We start from the raw sequence: 12,516 nt of genomic DNA on the forward strand, positions 1-12,516 counted from the left end.
ATTCATCCTGCAGGCTGGTCGGAACCAGCCGTTTGACGAGGACCAAACTTATGAAGACCGATATCCATCCCGACTATCACATGATCAACGTCAAGATGACCGACGGCACCGTCTACCAGACCCGCTCGACCTGGGGCAAGGAAGGCGACACGCTGCAGCTGGATATCGATCCGACCTCGCACCCGGCATGGACCGGCGGCAACCAGCGCATGCTGGACGCAGGCGGCCAGGTTGCACGCTTCAACAAGCGTTTCGGCGGACTGTCGCTCAAGAAGGGCTGATCGCTCCGATCGCTTTCGATTTATGAAAAAGGGCTGCGAACCGGTTGGTTCGTAGCCCTTTTTTATTGTGCGTGATGCCGAAGCCGGTCCCCTGCGCAGGCAGGGGCCCATATCCTGGCCGCTCGATATCGTGCTCGCCTGTTTAAGGGCGCTCATCTTTAAGGTTGGGCACTAATCCGATGGTGAGGAGAGTTCGTAGATCAGGAGATGGCCCCCTGCCTTCGCAGGGGACCATGAAGCGATTCATCAGACTGCCGGCGCGTTTACCGAAGCGATGACCGCGCGCACCGCATCGAGCGCGGCTTGCGCCTGCGATCCATCCGGACCGCCGCCCTGCGCCATGTCGCGTCGGCCGCCGCCGCCCTTGCCGCCCAACGCCTCGACACCGGCGCGGACAAGATCGACCGCACTGAACGAGCCGACCAAATCGTCGGTTACCGCAGCGGCAAAGGCCGCGCGGCCATCGTTGACCGCGACCATCACGGCGATACCCGAGCCCAGCGAGCTTTTCGCCTGATCGAGCAGGCCGCGAAGTTCCTTGGGGTCCAGCCCCTCAATGACCTGCGCGATGAAGCTCACGCCGCCGATGCTCTCCACCGCAGGCCCTGCCTTGCCCGAACCGCCGCCCAGCGCCAGCGCTTTGCGAGCTTCGGCGAGTTCGCGCTCTAGTGTGCGACGTTCGTCGACCAGCGCCGCGATGCGCGCCTCGACTTCGTCCGGCGCGGTCTTCACCAGCGCCGCGATCGCCTTGAGCCGTTCGTCACGCCCGACCAGCCATTGCCGCGCGCCTTCGCCCGTCAGCGCCTCGATCCGGCGCACGCCGCTCGAGACCGCGCTTTCCGAAACGATGCGGAAAATGCCGATGTCGCCCAGCGCACGGACATGCGTGCCGCCGCACAGTTCGACCGAATAATGCTTGTCGGTGGCGCGGCCCATCGAGAGCACGCGGACCTCATCGCCATATTTCTCTCCGAACAGCGCTAGCGCGCCCGCCTTGACCGCATCGTCGGGGGTCATCAAGCGGGTTGTGACAGCCTCGTTGGCGCGGATCTCGGCGTTGACCTCGGCCTCGACCGCGGCAATCTCCGCATCGGAGAGCGCCTTGGTGTGCGAAAAGTCGAAGCGCAGACGGTCGGGACCGACCATCGATCCCTTCTGGGTGACGTGCCCGCCCAGATGGTTGCGCAGCGCAGCGTGAAGCAGGTGGGTGGCGCTGTGGTTGGCGCGCAGCGCATCGCGCCGTTCGACATCGACCACCAGATGCACGGTATCGCCGACGGCAATACTGCCCGCCTCGACCCGCGCCTGGTGCGCGTGCAGACGGCCAAGCGGCTTTGACGTGTCATCGACCACGGCCTTCAGACCGCCAAGCGAAGTGATCCGCCCGGCATCGCCCATCTGGCCGCCGCTTTCGCCATAGAACGGCGTCTGGTTGACCAGGATGGTAACGGTGTCGCCTTCGCTGGCCGAAACGATCTCGGCGCCATCGCGCAGCAGTGCGACGACCTGCGCCTCGCCTTCGGTGGCGGTATAGCCGGTGAACTCGGTGCCGCCCTCACGTTCGGCGATGTCGTACCAGATATCCGCCGAAGCCGCTTCGCCCGAGCCCTTCCATGCGGCGCGCGCGGCAGCCTTCTGCGCGGCCATCGCGGTGTCGAACCCGGCGCGATCGACGCCAAGCCCTCTGGACCGCAGCGCATCTTCGGTGAGATCATAGGGGAAGCCGAAGGTGTCGTAGAGCTTGAACGCGGTTTCACCCGCCAGCACCGCGCCCTCGCCGAGATCGGCGGTGGCCTCGTCAAGCAGCTTCAAGCCCTTGTCGAGCGTCTGGCGGAAACGGGTTTCCTCACGCTCGAGCGTTTCCTCGATCAGCGGCTGCGCACGGCCGAGCTCGGGGAAGGCCTGCCCCATTTCGGCGACCAGGGTCGGCACCAGACGGTGCATCAGCGGATCGGCGGCGCCAAGAATATGCGCATGACGCATTGCGCGACGCATGATCCGGCGCAACACATAGCCACGCCCTTCATTGGCAGGCAGCACGCCATCGGCGATCAGGAACGAGGTGGCGCGCAGGTGATCGGCGATCACGCGGTGGCTGGCCTGGTTCTCGCCTGTGGTATGGGTGCCGGTGGCCTGGCCCGATGCCGCGATCAGCGCCTTGAACAGGTCGATGTCGTAATTGTCGTGTACGCCCTGCATCACCGCAGCGAGCCGCTCGATGCCCATGCCGGTGTCGATCGACGGGCGCGGCAGGTTGGTGCGGCTGCCATCGGCGTGCTGTTCATACTGCATGAACACGAGGTTCCAGATCTCGATGAACCGGTCGCCATCCTCGTCCGGCGAGCCCGGAGGGCCGCCGAAGATGTGATCGCCATGATCGTAGAAGATTTCGCTGCACGGACCGCACGGCCCGGTATCACCCATCGACCAGAAATTGTCCGAGGTCGCGATGCGGATGATGCGGTCTTCAGGGAGGCCTGCGATCTTGCGCCACAGATCGAACGCCTCGTCATCGGTGTGGTAGACGGTGACGGTGAGCTTGTCGGCGGCGAGGCCCCAGGTCTTGTTGACCAGGGTCCAGGCGTGGTGGATCGCCTCTTCCTTGAAATAATCGCCGAACGAGAAATTGCCCAGCATCTCGAAGAAGGTGTGATGCCGCGCGGTGTAGCCGACATTGTCGAGATCGTTGTGCTTGCCACCGGCGCGGACGCATTTCTGCGACGAGGTCGCGCGCGGGTTGGCGCGCTGTTCAAGCCCGGTGAAGACGTTCTTGAACGGCACCATCCCGGCGTTGACGAACATCAACGTCGGGTCGTTGTGCGGAACCAGCGGTGCCGAAGGCACGATATCGTGGCCATTGCCCCCGAAATAGTCGAGGAATGAACGCCTTATGTCGTTTGTCGATGTCATGGCTTGCGACATAAGACGAGTTGCAGCGAGATTGAAGCGTTATGTGCGCAAAAATGAAAGGGCGGCGCGGCCTGTGTGCCGCACCGCCCTTGCCTGTGCTTCTTCCGTTTCATGACCATCGTCCGACAGCAGCCCGTCTCGGCGCCATCAGCGCTTCGACGGACCGCCGCGGCGGCTCACATATCGTCGCCTTCGCCATCTTCGGCATCGGGTCCGGTCATCATTTCCTCGGCGACCTTGTCCTTGTGGCCACGGATCAGCGCCTCGATCTTCTCGGTCATTTCGGGGTGTTCCTTGAGGAACGTCTTGGAGTTTTCACGCCCCTGCCCGATGCGCACCGAATCATGGCTGAACCAGCTGCCCGACTTCTCGACGATCCCGGCCTTGACGCCCAGATCGAGGATTTCGCCGATCTTGGAGATGCCCTCGCCATACATGATGTCGAACTCGACCTGCTTGAACGGCGGCGCGACCTTGTTCTTGACCACCTTCACACGGGTGGTGTTGCCGACGATATCGTCGCGGTCCTTGATCTGGCCGGTGCGGCGGATGTCGAGACGCACCGAGGCGTAGAACTTGAGCGCGTTGCCGCCGGTGGTGGTTTCCGGGTTGCCGTACATCACCCCGATCTTCATGCGCAGCTGGTTTATGAAGATCACCATGCAGCGCGAGCGGCTGATCGATCCGGTCAGCTTGCGCAGCGACTGGCTCATCAGACGCGCCTGCAGGCCAACATGGCTGTCACCCATCTCGCCCTCGATTTCCGCACGCGGCACCAGCGCAGCGACCGAATCGACCACCAGCACGTCTATCGCGTTCGAACGCACCAGCGTATCGACGATCTCGAGCGCCTGCTCGCCGGTATCGGGCTGCGAAACGATCAGTTCGTCGATGTTGACGCCCAGCTTCTTGGCATAGACGGGATCAAGCGCGTGTTCGGCATCGACGAACGCGGCCGTACCGCCGGTGCGCTGCGCTTCTGCGATCACGTGCAGCGCCAGCGTGGTTTTCCCCGAGCTTTCCGGCCCGTAAATCTCGATCACGCGGCCACGTGGCAGTCCGCCAACGCCCAGCGCGATATCCAGGCCCAGCGATCCGGTCGAAATCGCCTCGACCTGCATCGCCTCCTTGGAGCCCAGCCGCATCGCCGATCCCTTGCCGAAGGCCCGGTCGATCTGTGCCAGCGCTGCATCGAGCGCCTTTTGCCTGTCCATGGATTTCGCCTCTTTTTCGGTCTGGATGAGTTTCAGTTGCCCGGCCATTGCCACGCCTCCCTTGCCTAGTTGCTCCCGCCATCGGGTGCAACGACTCAGTGATGTATATGATTTGTTCTCATGGAACAAGTAGGGAACATCATCAGAAAAGCAAGACCGGAACGAATTTATCCCAGCCTGTCCAGCGCTGCTTCGAGCGAGGCGGTGGTATAGGGCTTGGCGAGCGTCGGCGCGTCGGCATGCAGCGGCGGGATGGTATCGCCGCCGCCGGTGGCAAAGATATAGGGGATGCCTGCAGCTTCCAGCGCATCGGCTAGCGGCCAGCACTTGTCCTGCGCCAGATTGACGTCGAGGATCGCGGCGTCGAACCCGCCGCTGGCGATGGCATCGAGCCCATCGGACAGGCTGGCGACGATATGCGCCACCTTGTGTCCCAGAAGGTCGAGAAAGTCCTCGAGCAGCATGGCTATCATCGCCTCGTCTTCGGCGATCAGGAATGTCCGGGGTTCAGGCACGGTTGGGGGCGTTCTTTCACTCTGTCGGTGTGGCCGCGGCCGCGAGCGCGCCGTGGACGGCATCGACGATTTGCGCAACCGAAAACGGTTTGGGAAGGAAATGGACCTGGTCGATCGAGATGCTCTGGCGCAGCGTCTCCTCAGCATAGCCCGACATGAACAGGATCGGCAGGCCGGGCATGCGCTTGCGCATCTCCATCGCCATGCCGGGGCCATCAAGATTGGGCATCACGACATCGCTGACCACCAGATCGAACGGACCGCTGTCGGTGAGCCGCTCCAACCCGTCTTCGCCATCGGTGGCAGTGACGACGGTGAAGCCCTGGCGGGTCAGCGCACGCTCTGCGACGGCGCGGACCATATCCTCGTCCTCGACCAGCAGCAGCCGGGCATTGCCCCACTGGCCCGCGCTGACCTTGACCGGCTTGCGGCTGCGCTGTTCGACCGCGCCACCGCGATAGACGGGGAAATAGATCGAGAAGGTCGTCCCCTTGCCCGTTTCCGAATCGACGAAGATGTAGCCGCCAGACTGCTTGACGATGCCATAGACGGTGGAGAGCCCAAGGCCTGTGCCTTTGCCGACATCCTTGGTGGTGAAGAACGGCTCGAAGATCCGCGCCTGGACATCGGGCGGGATGCCCACCCCGCTGTCCTCGACCAGAATCGCGCTGTAATCGTCGGCGGGCAGGATATCGCTCGCCATCGCGCGCACTTCGGCAGCGGTGATCTTGCGCGTGCGGATGGTGAGCGTGCCGCCCGGCGGGCGCTTGGCGAGCATCGCATCGCGCGCATTGACCGCAAGATTGACGATGACTTGCTCGAGCTGCCCCGGATCGGCACGCACCGGGCCCAGATTGCGGTCGTGCTGCACCTCGAGCACGATCTTCTCGCCGATCAGCCGCTTCAAGAGCTCTGAGGTGTCCGAGACGATATCGGGCAGCTGCAGCACCTGCGGACGCAGCGTCTGCTGGCGCGAGAAGGCGAGCAGATGCCGGGTCAGCGAGGCGGCGCGGTTGGAGTTGCTGCGGATCTGCTGGATGTCGTCATAGTCGCTGTCGCCAGGGCTGTGCCGCATCAGCATCAGGTCGCAATGGCCGATGATCGCAGTCAGCACATTGTTGAAATCATGCGCAACGCCGCCTGCGAGCTGGCCGATCGCCTGCATCTTGCTGGCCTGCGCGACCTGGCGCTTGAGACGGCTTTCCTCGGAGTTGTCCTTGATCGAGAGCAACACCGCAGCATCGCCCATGCCGCGCAGCCCTGCCAGCGACAGCGTCACCGGCTCGTCGGGCTGGTGCCGCAGCCGCAGCGCGACATCGGCGGACATCGCCTGGCCGCTGGCATGCCGGCGCACCGCATCGGCCAGCGCGCCCTTGTCCTCGCGCACCACCAGATCGCCCGGATAGGGTGGCAGCGTGCCTTCGGTGATTCCGGCGGCGCGGATAAAGGCATCGTTGGCGAACAGGAAGCGCCCGTCGCGATCGGTCATCGCCAGCCCCACCGGCAGCAGCCCGAGCAGGTTCTGGACATAGCCAAGCGCGGTGCCCTTATCCATGCCGCTGGCGTCTTCATCGATGAGCACGACCAGCGCGGGCGCCTTCTCGCGCTCCTCCGGATCGGTGGTGTGCAACGGATCGACCAGCGGCAGATGGAACAGCCTGAGCGGAACGCCCTTGCGCCCCTCGCGTTCGAAATAGATGCGGTTGCGTTCGTCCGCGCGCAGGAAGCTCGCAAGATCACGCCCCACGACATTGCCCGCCTCGGCGCCCGCGGCGCGCGCGGCAAAGGCGCTGTTGGCAGCGCGGATGCGGCCTTCCGGGCTGATCGCTGCGGCCATGAAACCACCCTCGCCCAGCGCCCGGCCAGGACGACCCGCCAGCATTTGATCAGCCTCGAGCGCGAGATCGAACTTCTGCACCGGCTCGAACCGCCACAGCAGATAATCCTGCCCGCGGCCCACCCGCTGAACCGCTGCATCGATCCGGGTACCTGCAGTCACCAGCCCTGCAGCGCCGCCATGGCCGTCGCGCCAGGCGGCACGCCCGGCCTCGGCCAGCAAATCTCCCCCCTGCCCCGCCAACGGCAGCTTGGGCGGAACTACCTCTGAGCCGAACAGGTCGACAAAGCGCTGGTTGGCGCAGATCATCCGCCCGGCCTCGTCGGTGATCGCGATCGCGATGACGGGGTGATCGGTTGCGGCATGGGTGACCGACCAGTCGGGCAGCGCGGCCTGCACCTGCACTCGTGCGGGAAACTGGCGGCGATACACCATGATCAGCGAGGCAAGCCCGACCAGGCCCGCGGCAAACAGCATCAGCGGTACCCAGTCGCCCAGCGCCAGCCAGATCAAACCGCCGCTCAGAACCAGCGCGCCGACAATGATCAGCGCGGTGATGCGGGCATCGGGTGCATCGGGATCGGGCAGTGCGGGCAACCATTCCGGCCAGTCAAGGTCGGGTCGGGCACGGGTGGTGGTCAAGGTCGTCGGGTCCCCCTGCGCGGCCGTAGGGCCCCGCCTGCAAGACGGTGACGCTAGCGCAAGTTGCGCAGCGTTACAAATTGCAGATGCGGCTCAGGCGCAGGATGTTGCGATCAGGAGTGCCGCACCCGCGTCAGCCTGCGGCGCCTTTTGCCGGCGATCCACACCCGCCAGCCGATGGCGCTGGCAAGATAGCCGATCGCAGCGAGCACAACCGCCAGCACGACCAGCCCGAAGGCGGTGATCGAGGCAGCGCCCGTCAGCCATTCCATCCAGGTTTCGACATGCGGCTGGTTGAGCGCGGTGGCGACCGGCTGGCCATAAGTGGTTGCATCGATCCGCAGGATGAAGCTGCCGATATGATAGCTTGCCAGCCAGAACAGCGGCGTGGTGAAGGGATTGGTGATGAAGGTGGTCAGCGCGGCCACCGGCACGTTGGCGCGCACAGGCAACGCCAGCAGCGCGGCGGCAAAAATCTGGCCCAGCGGGATGATCACGCCGACCAGAACGCCAAGGGCGACGCCCCGCGGCACCGAACGCCGGGTAAAGCGCCACAGTTCAGAGCGCAGCACGCGCGCGGCAAAGGGCTTGATGAAGCGGTTCTGCTCCATGCTCTCGCGCGTCGGCAGATTGCGTCCCACCCAGCGGCTGAACCGGCCTTCAGTCAACTCCAAACCCTTGTGCCCTTATCGATCGCTACGCCAGCGTCGATGCCCCATGTGGGAACACCGCCGCAAAAGGCCATAGCCCATGATGGATTAAAACGACGTTTACCCAATTCCGGCGCGAATCGGTAGCGACCCCTTGCAGCACAGCCCATAGCGGACCTGCGTGATCTGGCGCACGTCATGTCACGAACCGACGGCTTTTTTCGATGATCGGAGCCCGACGCGAGCATCGCGCTCCGCCTGCGACTTGAAGGCAGGTGCTAGCCCTTGTCGCGCATGATGCGGCCCTGGTCGCGTTTCCATTCGCGCTCCTTGGTCGCTGCGCGCTTGTCGGGGGCCTTCTTGCCCTTGGCGAGCGCAAGTTCGACCTTGGCGCGACCGCGGCCGTTGAAGAACACCGAGAGCGGCACCAGGGTCATCCCCTGACGGTTGACCGCGCCGTGCAGCTTGCTGATCTCGCGCGAATGCAGCAGCAGCTTGCGGGGGCGCTTGGGTTCGTGGTTCTCGCGGTTGCCGTGGCTGTATTCGGGGATGTTCGAGTTGATCAGCCAGATCTGCTCGTCCTTCACCTCGGCATAGCTTTCGGCGATCGAGCCCTGGCCCGAGCGCAGCGCCTTGACCTCGGTTCCGGTCAGCGCGATGCCTGCCTCGTACACCGTATCGATGGCATAATCGTACCGCGCGCGCCGGTTTTCGGCGACGATCTTCTGTTTGTCAAAGGCTTCCGGTTTGGGCCGCGCCATCAAATAAGCCCGGCGTGAACCAGGGCGGCATCGACCGCCTTGCGGCTCTTCTTGTCAGGCGGGGTCATCGGCAACCGCAGATCAGGCAGGAAATCGGGCCGCACGCGGTTTATGGCATATTTGACCGGGCCGGGCGAGGCATCCGAGAACATCGCAGAATGCAGCGGATACAGCCGGTCGTTGAGCGCCAGCGCCGCCTTGTAATCACCCTTGGCGAGCGCCGCCTGGAACTGCGCGCACAGCGCCGGGGCGACGTTTGCGGTTACCGAGATGCAGCCCACCCCGCCCATCGCGCGGTGGCCCAGCGCAAGCTCGTCATTGCCCGACATCTGGCAGAACTTCTTGCCGCACTGCGCGCGCTGGGCGCTCACGCGCTCAAGATCACCGGTGGCATCCTTGACCCCGATGACGGTGGGGAAGCGCGACAACTTGGCCATCGTCTCGACCTTGATGTCGGTGACGGTACGCGCGGGCACGTTGTAGAGCATGATCGGCAGGTCGCATGCCTCGGTCAGCGCCTTGAAATGCGCACGCACGCCGTCCTGGCCCGGGCGGTTGTAATAAGGCGGCACGACCAGCGCCGCGCTGGCGCCGGCGGCCTTGGCGTTGAGCATGTGGCCGATGGCAACCTTGGTGTCGTTCGATCCGCAGCCGGCGATCACCGGAACGCGCCCGGCGGCCTGCTCGACGCACACGCGCACGATGTAATCATGCTCCTCGATCGACATCGTCGCGGCCTCGCCGGTGGTGCCGCACGGGACCAGACCGGAACTGCCGTTCTCGATCTGCCAGTCGATCAGGGCACGAAATGCGGGCTCGTCAAACGATCCGTCGCGGAACGGGGTCGCAAGGGCCGGAATTGAGCCGGAAAACATCGGGTAGCTCCTTTACCTCGCCCGCAAATCGGGCAAGAAGACTTCGAGACGCACATAGCTGTGTGTTCAGCGCCTGATAAGGATCGAAAGCGCATGATGTCCAGCATGGTTTCACGAATTGCAATTGCGCGCAGCACTGCCGCACTCATCGCCCTGCCCTTGCTGGGTGTCCCTGCCGCTTGCCTGGCAAGCGATCAATCGTCCGATTATGCGGCCAGCAGCGCGCCGATGAGCCGATCCGGCGACGGCAGCGACTGGGACCGCGCGCGCGCGCAGCTGCTGCAGTCGATGCCCGCCGACATGTCGGGCACCATCGCCAACTGGCGTTCGCTGACCACCAGCCCCAACAACTACACTTTCTCCACGTTCGCGAGCTTCCTGATTTCGAACCCCGGCTGGCCCGATGAGGACAAACTGCGCCGCAGCGCCGAGCAGGCGCTGGGCATCAGCCCCGCCGCGCCGCAGGAGGTGGTCGCCTATTTCACCCGCTTCGCGCCGCTGACCAATGTCGGCCGCGCGCGCTATGCCGTGGCGCTCGATGCGGTCGGCCAGCGTGAGGCTGCGCGCGCCGAGGCCGCCAGGGCCTGGCGCGGCGGCACCATGATGCCCGAAGACAAGATGCGGCTGTTCAGCCTGTTCGGCACGGGCTTCTCGCTGGCCGATCATGACGCGCGGATGGACGCGCTGCTCTGGGCCAGGGCGACGCCCGATGCAGAGGAGCAGTTCGGCTTCGTCTCGCCCGAGCGGCGGGCTATCTTTGCCGCGCGCCTCGCCATGCTCAAGAACCTGCCCGATGCCGACAGTCTGGCCGGATCGCTGGGAGCAGAGGCGATGCGCGATGCAGGCTATGTCGCCCAGCGCGCCAAAAGGCTGAATGACAGCGGCAACTGGGGCATGGCGCGCACGATGCTCGCCACCCGCCCGCCGCTGCAGTATCGCCCGGTGAACCCCGAGGCCTGGTACGAGACGCTGCTGGCGCAGGCGCGCGCGGCGAACAATGACGGCCAGTACAGCACTGCCTTCGACATCGCCTCGAGGGTCGACGATGCGTTTCCCGATGGCCATGACATCTCGGACGAGAGCCTGGGCGTGCGCGATGATTACACCAGCCTGACCTGGCTCGCCGGAACGGTGGCGCTGCAGAATCTCGGTCGTCCGCGCGATGCCATCGGCATGTTCGCGCGCTATGGTGGCGGCGCGCGCACCCCGCAGACCCGCTCCAAGGGCTATTACTGGGCCGGACGCGCTGCGGCCGTTGCTGGAGACACGACGCAGGCGACCCGCTATTTCGAGATGGCCGCCGCCTATCCCGATCATTATTACGGCCAGCTTGCCACCGAGCGGCTGGGCCGCGCGATTGCCCCGTTCGCCGAGGCGCCGCGCGTGCAGGTGAGCGCGGTCGAGCGTGGACGCTTCAATGCAAGTTCGCTGGTGCAGGCGACGCAGGTCATCGCGCGCAGCGGCGACTGGCCGACCCAGCGGCGCTTCTTCGGAGCTGTCGCCGCTTCTGCCAAAACACCCGAAGAGCATGTGATGGCCGCAGAACTTGCGCGCCAGATCGGGCGCCGCGACCTTGCAGTGATCGTCGGCCAGGCGGCACGCACCAAGGGCGTGGACGACCTCCAGTCGCTCGCCTTCCCGCAGATGCCGGTGCCGCCGGGTTTCCAGAACAACTGGACCATGATCCACGCGATCACTCGGCAGGAAAGCCAGTATGCGCAGAACGCGGTCAGCCATGCTGGCGCGCGCGGGCTGATGCAGCTGATGCCCGGCACCGCGCGCGAGCAGGCGGGCAAGATGGGGCTGAGCTATTCGATCGGCGCGCTGACCGACGACACGCAGTACAACATCCAGCTGGGCGCGGGCTATTTCGCGCGCATGATGGATTATTTCGGCGGCAGCTATCCGCTTGCGGTCGCGGCCTATAACGCAGGCCCCGGCAATGTGAACAAATGGCTCCGAGCCAATGGCGATCCGCGCACGGGCGGCATCGACATCGTCGAATGGGTCGAGAAGATCCCGATCTTCGAGACCAAGAACTATGTCCAGCGCGTGCTCGAGAACGCCGTGGTCTATGACGTGATGCACCCCGAGCGTTCGACGATGCGGGGCAACAACAAGCTCACGCGCTATCTAGGCAAGAACAGCCCCGGTTGAGTCCTTTCCGTCATTCCCGCGAACACGGGGATCCCGCTTTTTCTGTAGGATTGCGCAGAAGCGGGACCCCCGCGTTCGCGGGGGTGACGGTAAGTGATTTGCCGATGTGTTGGTCGCCTTGTCGACCCTGCCTTGCTAAAGCCCGCTCATGGACCGCCCCAACCACATCACCCCTGCAGGCTATGCCGCGCTCAAGGCGCGCTATGACCATCTGCTCGGTGTCGAACGCCCGGCGATCGTCGAGATCGTCAGCTGGGCTGCGGGCAATGGCGATCGCAGCGAGAACGGCGATTATCTGTATGGCCGCAAGCGGATGCGCGAGATCGATCGCGAACTGAACCGGCTCGCGCGCAAGATGAAGGCCGCCAAGGTCATCGACCCCAAGGAGCAGCAGGACACCGGCCGCGTGTGGTTCGGCGCCGAGGTCGAGATCGCCGATGAGAACGATGCCCGCCGCACGCTCACCCTGGTGGGCGATGACGAGCAGGACGCGGGTGCTGGCCGGATCGGCTGGAATTCGCCGCTGGCGCGCGCGCTGCGCGGCGCTGCGGTGGGTGACCTGCGTACGGTGACTCTGCCGGGTGGCACCAAGGAGTGGGAAGTGATGGCCATCGCCTATCCCGGCTGAGCGCCTGTCCAGCCTGAGCGGCAGAAGCCGTCTTTCATCCTCAACA

General features: G+C 64.8%; 10 protein-coding genes. 3 read left to right on the forward strand and 7 right to left on the reverse strand.

The window, feature by feature from the left end; translation table 11 throughout:
• The first annotated feature begins 50 nt into the window (after window positions 1-50).
• Window positions 51-281: a 50S ribosomal protein L31 gene (rpmE, locus tag B5J99_RS16490; protein WP_054134584.1), complete on the forward strand. Its 231-nt coding sequence runs from the start codon at window positions 51-53 to the stop codon at window positions 279-281.
• Between the two features lie 246 nt (window positions 282-527).
• On the opposite strand, the gene alaS is transcribed toward rpmE, so the two are convergent.
• The 7 genes from alaS to dapA form a co-directional block, all read right to left on the reverse strand.
• The gene (gene alaS / locus B5J99_RS16495) at window positions 528-3,191 is read right to left on the reverse strand and encodes an alanine--tRNA ligase (protein ID WP_117353019.1); all 2,664 of its coding nucleotides are present in this window, start codon (window positions 3,189-3,191) and stop codon (window positions 528-530) included.
• Window positions 3,192-3,367: 176 nt separating this feature from the next.
• Window positions 3,368-4,453: a recombinase RecA gene (recA, locus tag B5J99_RS16500; RefSeq protein WP_054134586.1), complete on the reverse strand. Its 1,086-nt coding sequence runs from the start codon at window positions 4,451-4,453 to the stop codon at window positions 3,368-3,370.
• A gap of 119 nt (window positions 4,454-4,572) precedes the next feature.
• Window positions 4,573-4,920, reverse strand: coding sequence for a response regulator (locus B5J99_RS16505; RefSeq protein WP_069050243.1), 348 nt, complete (start codon window positions 4,918-4,920; stop codon window positions 4,573-4,575).
• A gap of 16 nt (window positions 4,921-4,936) precedes the next feature.
• A complete protein-coding gene (locus tag B5J99_RS16510) occupies window positions 4,937-7,354 on the reverse strand; it encodes a hybrid sensor histidine kinase/response regulator (RefSeq protein ID WP_117353020.1) in 2,418 nt (805 codons plus the stop codon).
• A gap of 158 nt (window positions 7,355-7,512) precedes the next feature.
• Window positions 7,513-8,067, reverse strand: coding sequence for a DUF2062 domain-containing protein (locus B5J99_RS16515; protein WP_425456413.1), 555 nt, complete (start codon window positions 8,065-8,067; stop codon window positions 7,513-7,515).
• Window positions 8,068-8,327: 260 nt separating this feature from the next.
• Complete coding sequence (gene smpB / locus B5J99_RS16520; RefSeq protein WP_054134588.1) at window positions 8,328-8,810, reverse strand: SsrA-binding protein SmpB; 483 nt, start codon at window positions 8,808-8,810, stop codon at window positions 8,328-8,330.
• On the reverse strand, window positions 8,810-9,685 hold the full coding sequence (gene dapA / locus B5J99_RS16525; RefSeq protein ID WP_054134589.1) for a 4-hydroxy-tetrahydrodipicolinate synthase: 876 nt from the start codon (window positions 9,683-9,685) through the stop codon (window positions 8,810-8,812). The genes smpB and dapA overlap by 1 nt, the downstream gene beginning before the upstream one ends.
• A 96-nt stretch (window positions 9,686-9,781) precedes the next feature.
• Here dapA and B5J99_RS16530 point away from each other — a divergent pair, with 96 nt between their 5' ends.
• Together B5J99_RS16530 and B5J99_RS16535 are read left to right on the forward strand one after the other, a co-directional pair.
• Window positions 9,782-11,842 (forward strand): lytic transglycosylase domain-containing protein, encoded by a 2,061-nt coding sequence (locus B5J99_RS16530; RefSeq protein WP_425456495.1) that lies wholly within the window; start codon window positions 9,782-9,784, stop codon window positions 11,840-11,842.
• A 148-nt stretch (window positions 11,843-11,990) separates the two neighbouring features.
• Complete coding sequence (locus B5J99_RS16535; RefSeq protein ID WP_117353021.1) at window positions 11,991-12,470, forward strand: GreA/GreB family elongation factor; 480 nt, start codon at window positions 11,991-11,993, stop codon at window positions 12,468-12,470.
• Window positions 12,471-12,516: the final 46 nt, after the last annotated feature.

The organism is Blastomonas fulva (assembly GCF_003431825.1).
Lineage (GTDB): Bacteria > Pseudomonadota > Alphaproteobacteria > Sphingomonadales > Sphingomonadaceae > Blastomonas > Blastomonas fulva.